The 17,328-nt window shown below is 39.4% G+C and carries 21 protein-coding genes and 2 pseudogenes; 13 read left to right on the top strand and 10 right to left on the bottom strand.

Features of this window, described 5'->3' with window-relative positions; translation table 11 throughout:
- The first annotated feature begins 375 nt into the window (after positions 1-375).
- From CXL14_RS19890 to CXL14_RS19875, 4 genes are all read left to right on the top strand, one after another.
- The gene (locus CXL14_RS19890) at positions 376-1,131 is read left to right on the top strand and encodes an ABC transporter ATP-binding protein (RefSeq protein ID WP_014417124.1); all 756 of its coding nucleotides are present in this window, start codon (positions 376-378) and stop codon (positions 1,129-1,131) included.
- Positions 1,128-3,623, top strand: a complete 2,496-nt coding sequence (locus CXL14_RS19885; RefSeq protein ID WP_014417125.1) for an FtsX-like permease family protein — start codon at positions 1,128-1,130, stop codon at positions 3,621-3,623. Before CXL14_RS19890 ends, CXL14_RS19885 begins: the two co-directional genes overlap by 4 nt.
- A 262-nt stretch (positions 3,624-3,885) precedes the next feature.
- A complete protein-coding gene (locus CXL14_RS19880) occupies positions 3,886-4,839 on the top strand; it encodes an ABC transporter ATP-binding protein (RefSeq protein ID WP_014417126.1) in 954 nt (317 codons plus the stop codon).
- On the top strand, positions 4,840-5,715 hold the full coding sequence (locus CXL14_RS19875; protein WP_003155719.1) for an ABC transporter permease: 876 nt from the start codon (positions 4,840-4,842) through the stop codon (positions 5,713-5,715).
- Positions 5,716-5,782: 67 nt separating this feature from the next.
- Here the strand turns inward: CXL14_RS19875 and CXL14_RS19870 are convergent.
- The 8 genes and pseudogenes from CXL14_RS19870 to CXL14_RS19835 form a co-directional block, all read right to left on the bottom strand.
- A pseudogene (locus CXL14_RS19870) lies at positions 5,783-6,046 on the bottom strand (TIGR01741 family protein); the annotation flags it as partial.
- Between the two features lie 91 nt (positions 6,047-6,137).
- Positions 6,138-6,608: an antitoxin YezG family protein gene (locus CXL14_RS19865; protein ID WP_014417128.1), complete on the bottom strand. Its 471-nt coding sequence runs from the start codon at positions 6,606-6,608 to the stop codon at positions 6,138-6,140.
- Positions 6,609-6,652: 44 nt separating this feature from the next.
- Positions 6,653-7,123 (bottom strand): antitoxin YezG family protein, encoded by a 471-nt coding sequence (locus CXL14_RS19860; protein ID WP_014417129.1) that lies wholly within the window; start codon positions 7,121-7,123, stop codon positions 6,653-6,655.
- Positions 7,124-7,156: 33 nt separating this feature from the next.
- Positions 7,157-7,618, bottom strand: coding sequence for an antitoxin YezG family protein (locus CXL14_RS19855; RefSeq protein WP_014417130.1), 462 nt, complete (start codon positions 7,616-7,618; stop codon positions 7,157-7,159).
- Between the two features lie 16 nt (positions 7,619-7,634).
- Positions 7,635-8,121 (bottom strand): annotated as a pseudogene (locus CXL14_RS19850) (immunity protein YezG family protein).
- An 83-nt stretch (positions 8,122-8,204) separates the two neighbouring features.
- Entirely contained in the window at positions 8,205-8,681 is a 477-nt protein-coding gene (locus CXL14_RS19845; RefSeq protein ID WP_014417132.1) for an antitoxin YezG family protein, read from the bottom strand.
- 197 nt (positions 8,682-8,878) lie between these two features.
- A complete protein-coding gene (locus tag CXL14_RS19840; RefSeq protein ID WP_014417133.1) occupies positions 8,879-9,085 on the bottom strand; it encodes a bacteriocin immunity protein in 207 nt (68 codons plus the stop codon).
- Positions 9,086-9,107: 22 nt separating this feature from the next.
- Entirely contained in the window at positions 9,108-10,976 is a 1,869-nt protein-coding gene (locus CXL14_RS19835; protein WP_014417134.1) for a T7SS effector LXG polymorphic toxin, read from the bottom strand.
- Positions 10,977-11,274: 298 nt separating this feature from the next.
- On the opposite strand from CXL14_RS19835, the gene CXL14_RS19830 reads away from it, so the two are divergent.
- The 9 genes from CXL14_RS19830 to CXL14_RS19790 all read left to right on the top strand — a co-directional run bounded on the left by CXL14_RS19830 (position 11,275) and on the right by CXL14_RS19790 (position 16,472).
- Positions 11,275-11,994: a YebC/PmpR family DNA-binding transcriptional regulator gene (locus CXL14_RS19830; RefSeq protein ID WP_003155709.1), complete on the top strand. Its 720-nt coding sequence runs from the start codon at positions 11,275-11,277 to the stop codon at positions 11,992-11,994.
- A gap of 179 nt (positions 11,995-12,173) precedes the next feature.
- Positions 12,174-12,458, top strand: coding sequence for a hypothetical protein (locus tag CXL14_RS20685; protein WP_014417135.1), 285 nt, complete (start codon positions 12,174-12,176; stop codon positions 12,456-12,458).
- A gap of 197 nt (positions 12,459-12,655) precedes the next feature.
- Positions 12,656-13,525, top strand: coding sequence for an aminoglycoside 6-adenylyltransferase (gene ant(6) / locus CXL14_RS19820; protein WP_014417136.1), 870 nt, complete (start codon positions 12,656-12,658; stop codon positions 13,523-13,525).
- A 133-nt stretch (positions 13,526-13,658) separates the two neighbouring features.
- Positions 13,659-13,907 carry a spore coat-associated protein CotJA gene (cotJA, locus tag CXL14_RS19815; protein WP_003155704.1) on the top strand — a complete coding sequence of 83 codons (249 nt, stop codon included), beginning with the start codon at positions 13,659-13,661 and terminating at the stop codon, positions 13,905-13,907.
- Entirely contained in the window at positions 13,891-14,154 is a 264-nt protein-coding gene (gene cotJB, locus CXL14_RS19810; protein ID WP_007408934.1) for a spore coat protein CotJB, read from the top strand. The genes cotJA and cotJB overlap by 17 nt, the downstream gene beginning before the upstream one ends.
- A gap of 14 nt (positions 14,155-14,168) precedes the next feature.
- Positions 14,169-14,738, top strand: a complete 570-nt coding sequence (gene cotJC / locus CXL14_RS19805; RefSeq protein WP_003155700.1) for a spore coat protein CotJC — start codon at positions 14,169-14,171, stop codon at positions 14,736-14,738.
- A gap of 88 nt (positions 14,739-14,826) precedes the next feature.
- Positions 14,827-15,360: a GNAT family N-acetyltransferase gene (locus tag CXL14_RS19800; RefSeq protein ID WP_014417137.1), complete on the top strand. Its 534-nt coding sequence runs from the start codon at positions 14,827-14,829 to the stop codon at positions 15,358-15,360.
- A gap of 30 nt (positions 15,361-15,390) precedes the next feature.
- Positions 15,391-15,669, top strand: a complete 279-nt coding sequence (locus CXL14_RS19795) for a YesK-like family protein (RefSeq protein WP_014417138.1) — start codon at positions 15,391-15,393, stop codon at positions 15,667-15,669.
- Positions 15,670-15,782: 113 nt separating this feature from the next.
- Positions 15,783-16,472, top strand: coding sequence for a YetF domain-containing protein (locus CXL14_RS19790; protein WP_014417139.1), 690 nt, complete (start codon positions 15,783-15,785; stop codon positions 16,470-16,472).
- A 32-nt stretch (positions 16,473-16,504) separates the two neighbouring features.
- On the opposite strand, the gene hmoA is transcribed toward CXL14_RS19790, so the two are convergent.
- Both hmoA and CXL14_RS19780 read right to left on the bottom strand, forming a co-directional pair.
- On the bottom strand, positions 16,505-16,831 hold the full coding sequence (gene hmoA, locus CXL14_RS19785) for a heme-degrading oxygenase HmoA (protein WP_003155696.1): 327 nt from the start codon (positions 16,829-16,831) through the stop codon (positions 16,505-16,507).
- Positions 16,832-16,915: 84 nt separating this feature from the next.
- Positions 16,916-17,278 (bottom strand): VOC family protein, encoded by a 363-nt coding sequence (locus CXL14_RS19780; RefSeq protein WP_007408938.1) that lies wholly within the window; start codon positions 17,276-17,278, stop codon positions 16,916-16,918.
- Between the last annotated feature and the right edge of the window lie 50 nt (positions 17,279-17,328).

The following is a 17,328-nucleotide window of genomic DNA, read 5'->3' as shown; positions in this document are numbered from 1 at the left end:
TTCTTATACGTTCTTTAAAACTTTTTTCGGATTGCAGTGGTGTTACTCATAGAGTAACTTCTGCAATCTTTTTTTGTACAATCCTAATGCAGATGATAAAGCTTAGTAACAACAATGTATTTTAAATTCGGAAAATTTTATAGGAAAATTTAAATATATTTGTATTTTTGGTATAATATAACTTGTTGCAAGGGGATTAGTGGAAACTTAAAAATATTGCAGAGGGTTATCCGGAGTAGAATAGCGATCGAATGAGACTATCAAAAAGATAGTGACCTTTTCATTCTTTGATGGAGCAAAAGGGACTCTATTATCGGATGTATCAATCCCAATCCAACTGGTATAATGAAGAAATTGGATTAATTGAGGTGTGAAATGGCTAATAAAGTATTGGAAGTTAAAAACTTATCCAAGGTCTACAAAGGGAGTGGTTATGAAGTAACTGCATTAGACAAAGTTTCTTTTGAATTGAAGAATGGTGAACTGCTTGCAATTATGGGGACAAGCGGTTCAGGTAAAAGCACTCTTTTAAATATACTCGGTGCTCTTGATGAACCCTCAAGCGGTAAAGTTATTCTTGATGGTAAAGAAACAAATGACTTTTTTAAAGAACCTAAAGCTACGATCTATAGAAGGGATAACATTGGTTTTATCTTTCAATCTTTTAATCTATTGAAGGATCTTACAGTTGAGGAGAATATAGCTTTACCACTTGTATTAAAGGGAATAAATAAGAAGGATGCAGATAAAAAAGTAAAGGAAATGCTACAGCTTGTAAGCCTTACAAAATGGAAAAGACATCGGCCTATTCAACTTTCAGGAGGTCAGCAGCAAAGAGTTGCGATTGCCAGAGCACTGATTACTTCGCCTCCTATTGTATTAGCAGATGAGCTTACAGGAAATTTGGATTTTAATACAACACAGGATATATTAAATGTGCTTGTAGATATGAAGAAACGTCTTAATAAGAGTATGATCATAGTTACTCATGATCCGAATGTCGCGTTATATTCTGACAGAGTTTTATTTTTTCATGATGGAAATATAGTTGATGAATATAAAAGTCTTGGACAAGGAGATCTGTCGAGTATCCTTAATAAATTTCAAAAAATAATGGAGAGAGACCAATGAAAAAGAATATAGTTGGTCTGTCCCTGCGGTTTTTCAGCACCAATAAATTTATTACACTGACATCCATTATCGGTGTAATTTTATCTGTTTCTTTAATCATTTCTATGACCTTATTTGCATTTAATGCAAAACAGACATTAAAAGATGAAGTTTCCAAGATGTACGGAGAAATGGATTTATCTGTTGGTTATGAGAACGGAAGTCAAAAGATCATTGATAAACATTTTGTTGAAAATCTGCATCGAAATAAAAACATAGAGCAAATATCCAGTGTTTTAGTATCACAGATAAAGCTAGGAACATCTGATTCAAAGGCTAGTTTTTACACAGTTGGAGTCAATAATGACAATTTATCAAAAAGCAGGTACCATTTCACGAGAAATATAAAGAAAAATGAACTTATTGTAAACAAGGGGTTAGCTGAATCACTAGGGGTTAAGGTCGGGGATCACTTACAATCAGAAGGGAAAGACTTCAAACTTGTGGAAACAATTGAAGATCTGAACTCTACAGGCATTGCTCCCAATATCCTCCTGATTTCTCACGATACTTTGCAAAACATTATTGCAAAAAAATTCGGAAAAAACATTGAAGCTACTTACATATTGATTAAAGCAAAAAACGGAACAGACAAATTGTCATTAGCAAATGAGATTAAGAAGAAGGAAAAAGACTTAAGGATAGATATTGCAGAAGAAGATCCTTTCCTGAGAAGCAATATAGAATCATTAAGTATCTTTATCGTAGTCCTCTCTTTTTTAACTATGATTGTGACATCTTTACTCATTGTTTCTAATTTTGAAATGTTTCTCTACAAATATAAAAATCAGTTTGCGATTATGCGATCTATAGGTGCTACGGGAAGACAACTGTTTTCAATTGTTCTGCTGCAGAGCTTTTTCATAACTTCGATCGGTTCTATTCTGGGACTTGGATTTGCCATGTTTAGCAATCAGTATCTCTGGGGTTGGCTTGAAAAAATATTTTCATTTAATGTTTCTTCTGGTGTTACGTTTAATTTTAAATTAGCGGTTTTAATAATGTTGATTTGTATGACAATTATTCAACTGTTTTTACTATCGCCGACAATGAAAATAACAAAAATACTTCCGCTCAAAGTAATACAGGAAAATGAGGAAATTAATTTCAGAACATATAAGTATAATAAGTTCATTGGCAAATCTTTTGTTATTCTTAGCGTTATTACAATTTTGTTTGGGAAGTTTATACCTAAAGAGGACGGAGGACAAGTATTTTGTCTATTGCTGGCTTCTATCTTATTATTGACAGGTATATTCGTGTTATTTCCGGTTTATTTAGGGCCGTTATTAATGTTCCTCGCACCAATCATAAAGAAAATTTCAGGAGTTAATTCGTATGTGGCGATTAAAAATGTTATCCCACAGGTTAAAAAAAATACTTTTGTTATATTAACAATCAGTACGATGATGATTATAACGGTTTTTGGATCTGTAATGCTTAACACTATACAAAAAAATGAGGAAAATGCATTAAAAGAGCAGTTTCCTACCAGTGTTGTTCTAACGAGCAGACTGGGCGATAAATCTTCAATTAACGCAATTGAACTGGAAAAGGAAATAGAGGCAATAAATGGAATAGAGTATACAAGCTCAATTAGCACTCAATCGTCTGGAGAATTAATGAATGGCAATGGAAGTATTACATTTGATTACTCGTTAAGTGATCTAGGAAGAATGCAGAAATTAGGAATTTTCACTGGATTGCCAGATGATAAAAAGAATATCATTGTCATTTCAGAGGACTTTGCTGGGAAGCACAGTTTAAAAATAGGAGATACTGTTGAACTTGGGAAGTACTCGGATACAGATCAAAAAATTATTAGTACTGGAAAGTATAAAATAGGGGCAATTACGAATAGATTAAAGGATTCTGATGTCTATATGGATTGGAAAGAAATAAAATACAGAACGGATGCCACTGTATTTTCTAAATTGCTTGTCCAGACAGATCATGCGAAACAGATGATTGGTAAACTTGAGAAAATGAAAGGACAGTTTCCAGAAATCCAAATCAATAGCTATAAAGAATCTTTAAAAAAATCAAAGGATATGTTTTATCAAAGATGGTCTATCTTCATTGTTGTTATATCAGTTATGCTGATAAGTATTACTATCGGTGTATTTAGTTCGCTAATTAATAATATCAATTCGAAAAGAAGAGAATTCGCTATCTTACGGACCATTTCTTTAAGCAAAAGGGGAATCATCAACGTTATACTTACGCAAATTTTGCTTTATCTTTTTATTGGCCTGCTTTTAGGTGTGCTTTCCGGTGCTTTATTAGCTGTCGTTATCTCCTTGATAGACCCCGGGAAGATATATATTAATTTTTCAATTATCGGTTTAATCTCAGGGTTTATGTTATTAATGGGACTGATTATATTCCTTCCGTTGGCAGCAAAGTTAGGAAACAAGAAAATAACTTTAGAACTTACTCAAGATAATAAGTGAAAAAAGTGTAAAAACATGTGACATGGTTTTATTGATATAAACAATTATTAGATTAAGAACGAGCATAAGGTTGGGAATTAGCATTATGTTCATATCAAACGATAAAAAGGCTGCTGAAAAGAAGCCTTTTTATGTGCGTAATCAAGATGGTATTTTCAGGAATCATAATAAAGTTGGATAAAAATGAGGAAAATCCTGGCGGGAATGACGATATAAAGTTAGTGAACAACGGTATAGAATCTTACTTTTCGAGGTGAACAGAATGGGAGAAGAACAAGACATTATTACAGTAACGGATCTGCGCAAAAAATATGGATCATTTGAAGCAGTGAAAGGGGTATCCTTTTCTGTCAAACGCGGTGAGCTGTTTGCATTTCTGGGAACGAACGGTGCAGGGAAATCGACCACTATCGATATTCTCTGTACGCTGATTAAAAAGACATCCGGAAAAGTGGTAATAGACGGTTATACGCTTGGTGAGGGGAAAGAGAATAATCATATCCGCAAAAAGATCGGAGTCGTTTTCCAAGAGAGCATTTTGGATGAACGATTGACCGTTTATGAAAATATCATGAACCGCGGACAATATTATCATTTAAGCAAGGCACAAGTGCAAGAGAACTATCAGTTTGTAACAGACTATTTAAAATTGGATGATATTAAGGAGAAAAAATACAGCGATTTGTCAGGCGGACAAAGAAGAAGAGCTGATATTGCCCGTGCCATCATCCATAAACCGACTATATTATTTTTAGATGAGCCTACTACAGGTCTTGATCCGCAAACGAGAGTATTTGTTTGGAATGCGATTAAAAGGCTGCAGGAAGAAACAAACATGACGATCTTTTTAACGACCCATTACATGGAGGAGGCCGCTGTGGCTGATAACGTTGTGGTCATCAAAGAAGGACGTCTGATCGCAGAGGGTACACCGAGTCAGCTGAAAGATCAATATGCGTTTGACAGTCTGCATATGATGTTTAAGCAAGGCGTTGATCCGACGGCATGGTTTGAAAATAAACAACTGGATTTTACGGTTAAAAACTCTATTTATTCTCTTCGTGTAGAGTCCACTCTCCATGCGCTGGACATTTTGAAAGGTCTTGAAGGAAAAATTGAATCTTTCGAGGTGATTAAAGGGAATATGGATGATGTGTTTATCCATATTATCGAGGAACAAGGAAGCAGTTTGCCAGTAAAGGGGAGCATTGCATAAATGAAGTCTTTATCCAGTTTAATCAGCAGAAATATAAAAATATACTTCCGTGATCGAACGCTTTTGCTTCTTTCTTTGCTGTCAGTATTTATCGTCATTCTGTTATATGCCGTGTTCTTACAGCAGACACAGCTGGACGCCATTAAGGCCTTGGTCGGTTCGACAGATGATTCCAAAGCAATGGTGAACGAATGGATGGTGGCGGGATTGCTGTCCATTACAGCTGTGACAACGACTTTAGGCGCTTTCGGAATTATGGTGAAAGATAAAGAAAGTAAGAGAACGTATGACTTTTTAACAGCTCCTTTATCAAGGGCGACCATCCAATTGAGCTATGTCATTCATTCATTTGTCATCGGCTTGATCTTTTCTTTCATCGCCTTTTTAGGCTGTGAAATTTTTCTCGTTTCAACAGGCAGCAAGCTTTTAAGCGGTACAGATATACTTGAAGTATTGGGGATCATTATTCTTTCAGTTGCACTGTCAAGTTCCATAAATTTATTTTTAACGCTGTTTATTCATACACAAAATGCATTTTCGACGTTAAGTACGATTGTCGGAACAGCCATTGGTTTTTTATGCGGAGTATATGTGCCGATCGGCGGCGTACCGGTGTTTGTGCAGAAGATTATTATGTATTTCCCTATCAGCCACACCGCTGTTCTGTTCAGAAAAGCGTTTATGACAGACTCAGTTGATAAAGTATTTAAACATGCTTCTGCGGACCAAATACAGGAATATGAAAAGCATTACGGGATCGTCTACAAGTTAAACGGCCATTTTATCAGTACGGCTGCGAGCTTGTGGGTCATTGTCATTACAGCCATCATATTTACCGTCATATCTATTTTCATATTTAAAAAACAAAATAAATGACCTCTTCAGACGATACATAACGATGTAACAGGCAGCATCCGTTTACTGGATGCTGCCTGTTTAGTTTATCATTATTCTTTTTGTGCTCAGCTCGTAATTCCTCAAAAAGTTCACGGATTTCTCTTAATAAAGTTTTGAAGATATCTTTATTTACACTGTATCGAACTGGTATATTTTGAGAATAAATCAGTTGATGTTTTTCTGGTGTCTTGAAGTGAAAGAGAACCATGGTAGAGTCATCTAATACTTCTGCATAAAAATATATTTTTGTCCATTCACAATGTATGATGTCATTTAATTTCTCACCAATAATCTGGTACAGATCTTGCATTTTCTTATTTTCCAACCTTTTCACCTTCAATCGTCTAGAAATCCTAGTTATAAAAAATAGCCCAGCAAAGAAGGGCTGGGCCATTATTGATTTATAGACCGAAGTAGTTTATTACAAATTCTTTGTCGTCCTCATCTTCAGGCAAAATCCCCAAGTTTTGATATTCCCATACCACTTGCCGTTGTGTTCCGTTTAAGTCTGAGGCGATGACATCGGTGTAATCGTAGTCAATTGAGAATTTACCGCTTCGTTCGAGATGTAAAGTGAGGTTTGTCCATAAGTCTTCATTGTTTGTTTTAAATTCATCCCGTAACTCTTCAAAGTAATCATGCAACTCATATAGAAGTTCGTCATATATATCTTCATCAACATTAAAATGTTCAGGAATATCGTGTGAATATATATATTCCTGATTTTGTGGAGTAGTAAAGAAGAAGTAAACTTCTGAAGAATCATCTAAAATTTCGGCATAAAGAGCAACCTTCTCCCACTCAGAGGGGATAATATCATTTATTTGCTCAGCTATTTTTTGATACAGTACTCCCATCTTTTCAGTTTCCACAATATCAGAATCCTTTTTAATTTTTTTAGCCGTTTGAAAGCTTATTATATGTTTAGATACTCTTCTATAAATTTTCTATCTTCCTCATCAGCTGGCAATATGCCCAGATTTTGATATTTCCAAACATCTCGTCTTTGAAGGTCATCAAGTTCAGAGGATAAAACATCATCATCATTATAATCAATTGAAAACTTTCCGGTGTTTTCTAATTTTAAAGTGAGATTAGTCCAAATATCTTGGTTGCCTAGTTTAAATTCTTCTTTTAGTTTTTCAAATAGCTCTTGAAGTTCAATTAGCAGTTGATCGTAAATCTCTTCACTCACATCAAAGTGTTCAGGTATATAATGAGAAAATAAATAATCACTGTTATTTGGTGTTGTAAAATAAAAGTATATATCCGCCGAGTTATCGAGTATTTCAGCATATAAAGCGATCTGTTCCCATTGAGATGGAATCATTTCATTTAGATGTTCAGCAATCTTTTGATATAGTTCACCCATTTTTTGAGTTTCCATTGATGATCCTCTACCTTTGAATTGTTGAAGCCATTATTTAATATTTAGATAATCCTTAACAAATTCTTTGTCCTCTTCATCTTCAGGGTAAATACCCAAGTTATTGTACTCCCAAATCATTTGTCTTTCGTATTCGTCCAAACTAGATTCAATAACATCTTCATAATCATAATCAATTGAAAACGTTCCAGAGCTTTCAAGATTCAGTGTCAAATTTGTCCATGCTTCGGGATTATTTTCTTTAAATTCAGTGTGTAACTGCTTAAACAACTCTTGGAGGTCTAGTAGTAGTTCGGTATAAATTTTTTTACTGACCTGAAATTGTTCTGGAATGTCGTGAGAGTATATATATTCATCGTTTTCTGGTGTTTGAAAGAAAAAATACACTTCTCTGGAGCCGTCTAGTATTTCTGCATAAAGAACAACTTTGCTCCATTCAGAAGGAATTATTTTTCCTATGACATCAGTTATTTTTAGATAAGCTTTTTCTAACATCATTATCCCAACTTTATTAAATTGGATTTTCAGGATATTCTTCTGAATATTTTTTGTTAATTTTTGTAATGATGGATCCTTAGGTTCTTCTCCTAAATTTTTAAATTTCCAGATGATAAGCTGATCACTGAAACTATAATCTGTCTTAAACCAATCTGTATAATCAAAGTTGACAGTTAATTTTCCTGATTTCTCTAGGCTAAGAGTGAAGGAATAAAATAATTCTTGATCATGATCTCTGAAAACATCTCTCATTTTTCGCTTAGTTTAAATAATTCCATCTCATACTGATCGAATTCATTTTCGTCAATATCAAATTCAAACGGAATTTCAAGACTGTACTTAAAATGATTAGGTTCATTTTGAGAATTATAAAAAAAGTAAGTGCCTCCGCCTGTCTCTGAAACCTGAGCATAGAACAAAAATTTCTCCCATGGTTCAGGTATCATTTCGTTAACGGTTTCAGCTATGCTTCTATATAATGCATTTAATTCATTTTCCAAAAAGAATCAGCCTCCAGCATTATAATTGGTAATTTGTAAGGATCATTTGTATCAAAAAACCCCCCAATAAAGGAGGGGAAATTTTAATTTTGAGAACTTAGATATTGTTCTAAAAAGGATTTTAAAGGTTCACTCTTAGGATATTTTCCTGCATTTTTATAAGTCCAGATTGTTTGCCTTTCAGAAATGGTGTATGGAGATTGAATAGCGTCTTCATAATTATAATCTATCGAGAATTCTCCGCTTATCGCCAGATTAAGTGTTAGATTAGTCCATATATCTTGATTGTTTTCTTTAAATTCATTACGTAATTCTTCGAATAAGTCATGTAAGTCAAATAACAGCCCCTCATAAATCTCCTCACTGACATGGAAATGCTCAGGAATGTTATGAGAATAGATAAAATCTTCACTATGTGGAGTATTGAAATAAAAGAAAACCTCAGATGAATCGTCAAGTATTTCCGCATAAAGAATAACTCTTTCCCATTCTGCTGGAATCATTTCATTATTTTGTTCTACTGTTTTTTGACATAATAAATCCATTTTTTGAGTCTCCATAAAATCATCTCCAGAAACAAAAATAGCCCAGTAGAGAAGAGCTATTTTTGTTTTGTAGATTCCAATACCAATAGACGGTGGGGGTACTATTTAAGTCCATCGGTGTAAATTATATGAGAACTTTAAAATTTCACCATTAGAGTCCTAATTGGACAAAACATCTTGATTGTTATTGAAGGTTACGGGCTATAGTGTGATTACTCTTCTTTATAGTTTAGAGCAATCTCCACAATTTGCTCAGCTGTGTATTCTTCATCGCTCCAAAAAATTAAATCACTTGGTGCAGGATGAGGGACATTTTCTTCTAATAAATCGATGTATTTACCAATAACCTCATCTTCTAATTCAGGATTCATAATTTTTTTCACCAATGAGACTAATTCTTCTTTTGACATTTTATTCAAGACTAATTCTTCCTTTCTACATTTAATTTTTACTTCCTTTTTTTCCGAAATGATAAGCCGGATCTAGTATCTCTTGATGCATTTTGGGAGAAGTAATAATTAGGTTATCTAAATTATACACATCCCCACCTTTATCAATAGGTTGTTTATGGTGTAAAATATATGACTTATGTTTACCGTAATGCTCTTTTTTAGGCGCGATAGGGGAATTCCCGTTTTTCATTCTTGCTATGTTATTTTTATTAAATTCATTTGCATATTCAGTGTTTGCTATTGATTTCCAGAATTCTTTTCTGAACTCATCAAATGATTTGAACTCCTTTCCAAGGAGCTGTTTACGTACTTCTTGAGGGATAACCCCTAATTTACCATTATTGTACATTAGTCTTTCTTGAAGCTGAAGCCCTCTGCTTGGAATTGCTTTACCAGTTGCAACACCTGGAATGTTTCTTTTGGTGAACAGAATGCTAGATTCTTTAGTTTCTTCTATAATTTTCTTTAACAAAGGCGTATTCTTCACATTGTGAGTATTTTCAATATCCTGTGCTATTCCGGCAAGTGCGGGTTGGTACTTATTTTTCGAAACGGAATTGATATAGTCTTTTCCTTTTTCAATCCCTGTCTTCACATGGTTTGCAGCCGCTTTTTCTCCGGCTTCCAAGACGTTATCCACTTTGGCGGCGCCTGTTTTAGCGAGCTTGCTTGATACTTTTACAGCTGAGCCGAAACCTTTGAGTCCGACAATGCTCCCGATGGCGTAGGTGATGTAATGTGATCTTGAATACGCATCCCCGTTAACCATTTTATCATTCCATGAATCCGCCAGGTTTGTCCATATGATTTTTGCGTAGGAGGGCGTGTTCAATACAGCCGATATGGTTTTAGTGACTTTTTGTTCATCAGAGAGATGGTAAAAATCCCATGCGCCGACAGCCAGATCTTTGACGCCTGTTATCGTGTCTTTCCCGACATCATAAAGGCCGACGCCTATTCCTTTGACGATATCCCAAGCCGTTTCTCCGACTTCTTCGAGCTGTTTTGCTTGTTCGAGCTGCATCACATATTGCACCTGAGCGGGTTCAAGGTTTTCATAGCCGATCTTTTTCGCGATTTCTAAATATTCATCCGGATCGGTGACACCAGCGGCCAGCTTTTTCTTCAGATCCTTGATTTCCCGCTCTTTCGCTTCTTCCTTTTTAATCGTCAAATAAGCATCCGAATGTCTTGCGATATCGCCTTTTTTCTTATGGATGTCGCTTTCACGGTATGCTTTGGCGTTGTAGTGAAGCGGCGTGGCGCTTTTTCCTTTGCCCGTGACGTTTTGGAGCTGCTGAAAGTCGGCTTGGATGAACTGTTCGTTTGCTTCGGTTTCTGCGTATTCTTTCGTTAGATCGTGATCAAGTTTGCCGAGTTTATGTATCGTTTCGATTCTTTTTTTGTCAGCTGAAGAGAGCTTCTGATCTGTGCTTTCGGTTGAAAACAGATCAAGCGAGATGATGTCTTCGATCTCTCCGAGGATGGAGCGCATGTCCTTTTTCTGCTCTTCCATAATCGCCTTTGATTTACTAAGGGCGTGGGTGAGCTCATGCTCCAGAAATGATTCCTCCACATGCGAATTGGAAAGTCCGGCGTCTTCGACCTTGCCGGGAAGGCTTGTGAGAAATGCGATTTTCATATCGATCAGATCAAGCCAGCTGTCTGTGACGCCGGCGTGGTCCTTGAAAAACGCTTTGATATTGTCAGCGCCCCGGCCTGAGAAATCGCTGTCACCGAGATCAGCCATGCCTTGAAACGCTTTTTTCAGATTAACCATCTGGCCGCGCAGTTTTTTGTATTCACCCGCGCGCTGTTTGGCAGCGGCGAGAAGGCTGTTTGCTTCGAAAACTTTCATGACCATATCCTTTCTTTTGTTCGATATCAAAATTTTACCACGTGAGTCGGGATATACAGTGTAGGAAATAGGTAATAAGAATAAAATGAATCTTTTGGCTTGCGACTTCCTTCCTGTATGAAGGGAGGCTTTTTATGTTTTGTATGATAACCCTAAAATTCGGCCTGCCGCGCTCCGGTGATTTTAAGCGTGCCTGTTTTTTCTAATGTCTTACACTCGAAACAACCTAACTGCTGAGGTATAATAGAAGCAGAGTATTTATCATACAGATTCAATTCGTGAAAGAGAGTGGAACAAAATGGGCCGTAAGTGGAACAATATTAAAGAAAAGAAAGCATCAAAGGACGCAAATACGAGCCGGATTTACGCGAAGTTCGGCCGTGAGATTTATGTGGCGGCAAAACAGGGCGAGCCAGATCCGGAATCGAACCAGGCGTTAAAAGTGGTGCTTGAGCGCGCGAAGACGTACAGTGTGCCGAAAAATATTATTGAGCGTGCGATTGAAAAGGCGAAAGGCGGCGCGGAGGAGAACTTTGACGAGCTGCGTTACGAAGGTTTCGGGCCGAACGGTTCAATGATCATCGTTGACGCGTTAACGAATAATGTAAACCGCACGGCGCCTGAAGTGCGCGCCGCATTCGGGAAAAACGGCGGAAATATGGGTGTGAGCGGGTCTGTCGCTTACATGTTCGATGCGACCGCCGTTATCGGCGTTGAAGGCAAGACGGCGGATGAAGCGCTGGAATTGCTGATGGAAGCTGATGTGGACGTGCGCGATATTTTAGAAGAGGATGACAGTGTTATCGTGTATGCCGAGCCTGACCAATTCCATGCCGTGCAGGAGGCATTCAAAAATGCCGGCGTTGAAGAGTTCACGGTTGCCGAGCTGACGATGCTTGCGCAAAATGAAGTCGAGCTTCCGGAAGATGCGAAAGCTCAATTTGAAAAGCTGATCGATGTGCTGGAAGATCTGGAAGACGTACAGCAGGTTTATCACAATGTAGATTTAGGCGAATAAAGACAAACAGGCCGGGGCGGCATAAGTTCCGGCCTTTTTATTTTGCTTATACGGTCGGCCTGTATCGTATATCTCCGTAAGCAATTATTGATTATTTCGCCAAAACTGGGCGGATGCCCATACGTTTCCTTCCGGATGTCATAAACTGGACTGTAACCTATGTGAAGGAGCGATAAATCATGAATGAAAGAAGACCGATTTACGGCGGAGGCTTTGGCGGCGGCTATGGAGGCTTCGGAGGCTACCCGGGGTACGGTTTTGGCGGCTACGGCGGCTTCGGAGGATATCCGGGACACGGTTTCGGCGGAGGCTACGGCTACCCGGGATACGGTTTTGGCGGTTACGGCGGTTTTGGCGGCTACGGCGGCTTCGGGGGATATCCGGGGTACGGTTTTGGCGGCTATGGCGGAGGCTACGGCGGCTACCCGTTCCATCATCATCATCGGGACAGCCAATATATCTGACCATTCGGGAAAAAGCACTCTTGGAACAGCAGGAGTGCTCTTCTCATGTTCTTGCAGCTGTGTTACGATTGGAGCAAAATCATCAAGTACATAAGGCTTTCTGTAAATCATGAGCAAGCTCACAAACCTTTTCTTTCTGTTGTTTATAAACTGAAAAGCATGATCTGTAAAAATCTCTTTATCGGGAGGTTTTACATGTGAGAAGTGAAGACGAAATGATGAAATTGATTCTTGATATTGCGATGAAGGACGAGAGAATCCGTCTTGTCACTTTAGAGGGATCAAGAACCAATAAAAATGTACCGAGAGACAAATTTCAAGACTATGATATTTCTTATTTTGTGACCGATATGGACTCCTTCACATCTGACGAAAGCTGGCTGGATCAGTTTGGCGAAAGAATGATGATGCAAAAACCTGAAGATATGGAACTTTTCCCTCCGGAACTCGGAGACTGGTTCTCCTATCTAATGCTATTTAAAGATCATCATAAAATCGACTTAACTTTGATCCCTCTGGGTCAAACAGAGGATTATTTTACACGGGGTGATGGTTTGGCGGAAATAGTATTAGACAAAGATGACCGAATCAACCATAAGATTATTGCGAGTGATGAACAATATCATATAAAGAAACCGACTCCCCGAGAGTTTGATGATTGCTGTAATGAATTTTGGATGGTTTCAACCTATGTGATTAAAGGATTAATGCGTAAAGAAATACTGTTTGCGCTGGATCATATGAATGACATTCTAAGGCCTAATGTTTTGCGTATGATTGCGTGGAATATCGGGATAGAGAATCAGTTTTCATTAAGTGTAGGGAAGAATTATAAGTATATTCAACATTACATGAATGCGAAAGATTGGGAAATCCTGCTGAATACTTATGTCGGCAATACTTATGAAAGCGTGTGGAAGGCATTGTTTGACTGCCAGGGTCTCTTCAGAGCATATTCAAAGTCAGTGGCTGTTTTATTGAGATATGAATATCCTGAATATGATCAACAAATTACGGAATATACATTGAAACATTATCAGCGCTTTCAATCAGATTTTTCATTATGATTTTTTCACTTCAAATTCCAGATGAGTTACATTGAGTCCGTTTTTAACGGGCTTTTTTATTTTATTACAGGGCATAAATGCCGATACGGATTCATACCTATTAAGGTCATGTGTTTAGGAAAGGAGGATCGTAATGAAAGAAAATCAGCCGTTTACACCGGTCAAATCCTATAAACCCTTCCACAGCCGGTTTGATCCCTGCCCGCCGATCGGGAGAAAATACTACAGAACGCCGCCGCATCTTTATATGCGGTTTCAGCCGTATCACTTGGAGCAGTTTTCTCCGATGGAGGCATTGAGAAAAGGGACCCTTTGGAAGGATCTTTACGATTTCTATGATAATCCTTATCGGGGGGGAATCGAATATGGCGAAAAAGATTGATGATGAATATTATCGGCTGCTGGAACAAATCCAGGCGGCGGACTTTGTCTTGGTGGAGCTGACGCTTTATCTGGATACGCATCCCCATGACCGTCTCGCGCTTCAGCAGTTTCATGAATATTCCCGGTACTCAAGACAGCTGAGAAAGCGGTTTGAACCTGAGTACGGACCGCTTCTGCAATTCGGCGTGAGTCAGGTCGGCGCTCAATGGGACTGGGGCCGCGGTCCTTGGCCATGGCAAGTATAAGGAGGGATCTGTAAATGTGGGTATATGAAAAAAAGCTGCAGTATCCGGTTAAAGTGAGTACATGCAACCCGATGCTGGCTAAGTTTCTCATTGAACAATACGGCGGGGCGGACGGCGAATTGGCCGCAGCGCTCCGGTACTTAAACCAGCGCTACACGATTCCTGACAAGGTGATCGGCCTGCTGACGGATATCGGCACGGAGGAGTTTGCGCATTTAGAAATGATTGCGACGATGATTTATAAGCTGACAAAAGATGCGACCCCGGAGCAGCTGCGTGATGCAGGGCTCAGTGATCATTACGTCAACCATGACAGCGCGCTGTTTTATCACAATGCGGCCGGAGTTCCGTTCACAGCGTCTTACATACAGGCGAAGGGAGATCCGATCGCTGATTTATATGAGGATATTGCGGCTGAAGAAAAGGCGAGAGCGACGTATCAATGGATTATTGATATTTCCGATGATCCTGACCTGAATGATTCACTCCGTTTTCTGCGTGAGCGTGAAATCGTCCACTCTATGCGTTTCAGGGAAGCGGTTGAGATTTTAAAAGAAGAACGTGATAAGAAGAAAATTTTTTAAACGGCCCTCAAACATGACGGCTGTTTTTTTCCTTTCAGCGTTTGGTCTATAATAAAGGTGTCGAATATTCTGATTACAGGAGGCTTTTATGACACCATTTACGATCACGGAGGAGAAGGCGGGGGCATTCCGGGTCACCCCCGCCCGGAAGGATGATGAAAAAGAGGTCATGGATCTGCTCGTGCAAGCGGCAGAATGGCTTCGCGATAAAGGGTCGAACCAGTGGAGCGGCCTTCTGCAAGGGGAAGATACCCACAATATGCGGGAGGCGATCGCCAAAGGGTATGTTTTTCTATTCAGGCAGAATGAAGAGCTGGCCGGCGTCGTCATGCTGCTTCCCGAAGCAAGCGGGTGGGACAGACGTCTTTGGGGAGATGAAGGACATGAAGAGTCCGTATATCTCCACCGGCTGGCGATTAACAGGCGGTTTGCAGGGGCGGGGCTCGGCCGGACAATCATGACTTGGGCGGAGACGGGTGTGTCTTGTCCGGGAAAAACGAAAATCCGGCTCGATTGCGTGTCCGAAAACAAGGCGCTTCAGTCGTTTTACAGCGGAATGGGGTACGAATCAAAAGGACTCGCGCCGGGTTATCATTTGTTTGAAAAAAAGATGAGCAAATAAAAAGCTCCTCATGACGGAGGTGCAAAAGACATGGGGTTTTTTTATCTGATCTGTCTGGCCGCATTTTGTCTTAACTTTGCCGTATCGGCTGTGCTCCGTAAGAAATGGCCGAAAAAGATGTGGCCTGAGTGCCTTTTGGCGGTGCTGGGCCTGACTGCTTTCAGTACGGTTGTTTACAGCATTTTCGGTGTCGGCGGCTGGGAAGGAATGGGCTTGGGGCTTGCCGCGATGTTTGCGGGTTCCGGAGCGGCCGCCGGTTATGCCGCTGAGGTGTGTTTACGGGTCGTCAGATCGAATCAAAAACAGTAAGCAGAAGTGAAAAAACGCGGCCTCGGCTGCGTTTTTTTGTGTGTTGCCGGCCGCTGTATAGAAAACAGGCGAATGTCCATAATGGTAATGACTTTTAAGAAGAAGGTGCGAATATGGGACATTTACTTACAGTGGCTTGGGAGTTAGTATGCGGTTTGGGTATTTTATTTGTGATTTTAAAATTGCTTGGAAAAACTCAATTCTCGCAAATTACGCCGTTTGATTTTATTTCTGCGCTCATCCTCGGCGAACTGGTCGGAAATGCGGTGTATGATAAAAACGTCAGGATTATTGAAATCATTTTTGCTTCCCTGTTATGGGGGGTTTTAATTTATCTCATCGAACTGATTACGCAGAAAGTAAAAAGCACCAGAAAGCTGTTGGAAGGCGAGCCGAGTATTATCATACATAAAGGAAAACTGAAATATGATGTGCTGAAAAAGAATAAGCTGGACATTAATCAATTGCAAAGCCTTCTCAGACAGGCGAATTGCTTTTCCATACAGGAAGCGGAGTACGCGATTTTAGAAACAAACGGGATGGTCAGCGTCCTGCCGAAATTTCAATATGACACGACGAAAAACGGCGACATGCAAATAAAGCCGAAGCAGGTCTCTTTGCCGGTCACGCTGATTATTGACGGCGAATTGCTGTATGAAAATCTGAAAGAAGCCGGGCTGGAAGAAAAGCAGCTGAATCAGGAGCTGAAAAAGCTGAACATCAAAAAAACGGAGGACGTGCTGTATGCGGAATGGAAGCCCGATAAACCGCTGTTTGTCCTGCCGTATGAGGAGAAAAAATAAAAAGAGCATTGCCCTGGGGCAAATGCTCTTTATTATTTTTCGTGTACGCCTGTTTTAACGGCTCTGACATGATACATACCGACATCCGTCCCAAGCATATAATCAGGTTTCGGCTTGCCTTGGTTTGCTTTATGGGCCGCGATGTGGTCTTCGCTTTTTTCCCATTGTTTCCAATGATCTTCTGACTCCCAGCGGATTAATACGACGACTTCTTCATCACCGCGGCGGACTTTTTTTTCCAAGACCGTTACGTCTATCAAACCTTCCTGCTTTTCAATCACGCCTTCTGAACTGAAGCGTTCGATTACTTTGTCGGCATGTCCTTCTTTTACGGTCATTTTTCTGATTTGCACGAACATCTGGCATCTCTCCAATCATTTTCACGCTTTATCCAACATTTTAAATGAAAATGATTCTCAAAGTCAATTAAGATGCCTGACGGATTACGATTTCAGGAGAAAGACATGACCATCCTCATCTTTAAATTGCACGAAGCTGCCCCATTCCATTTGTTTCGGTTCATCTAAAAAGGTGATGCCGTTCTTTTTCATCTGTTCGTATGCGGCAAAGACATCTTCACACTCAAATACGATAGAAGCCTTCATATGCTCGGCGCCTTTCATCATCGATTTCGGATAAATAACCAAATGAGTGGCGGCTCCTTTGGGCGCTACCTCAAGCCAGAAGGCGCCCGGGCCCATCGGATGCTCGGCGACGGTTTCAAACCCCGCTTTTTCCGTCCAGAATGTTTTCGCTTTTTGCTGATCATCAGTGTATACGGCGACTGTCGCGATTTTTTTGATCATCATACTGACCTCCTGTTTCATTTCTTTTATAGTGTATCCTCCTGCCGAAA

It is taken from the genome of Bacillus sp. SJ-10 (assembly GCF_002843505.1).
Taxonomy (GTDB): Bacteria; Bacillota; Bacilli; order Bacillales; family Bacillaceae; genus Bacillus; species Bacillus velezensis.
This window is presented reverse-complemented; position numbering and strand designations above follow the sequence as displayed.